This window comes from Verminephrobacter aporrectodeae subsp. tuberculatae At4 (assembly GCF_000193225.1).
Lineage (GTDB): Bacteria > Pseudomonadota > Gammaproteobacteria > Burkholderiales > Burkholderiaceae_C > Acidovorax > Acidovorax aporrectodeae.
The window spans coordinates 1-244 of record NZ_AFAL01000849.1; the positions used below are offsets into that span (position 1 = coordinate 1).

At 65.6% G+C, this 244-nt stretch carries 1 protein-coding gene; it reads left to right on the forward strand.

The window, feature by feature from the left end; translation table 11 throughout:
* On the forward strand, positions 1-244 hold a 244-nt coding region (locus VTU_RS34155; RefSeq protein ID WP_010109010.1), incomplete at both ends, for an Ig-like domain-containing protein.

Here is a 244-nt window from a genome sequence, read left to right on the forward strand (position 1 = left end):
CACCGGCTTTGATGCCAGCGACATCTGGCTCGGGTTTGCCTGCGGCACATTGGGCCCGCTCACGCCCACCGCCAACCGCACGGTCTGGACGGCTACCCTGACGCCCAGGGACGACGCCAACTCCCTGACGAATTTCATCTACATATACCTCGCCGACGTGAGCAACGACGCGGGCAACGCCGGTACCGGCATCGTCTCCTGCGCCTACTACTCCGTGGACACCGTGCGCCCCAGGGCCACCATC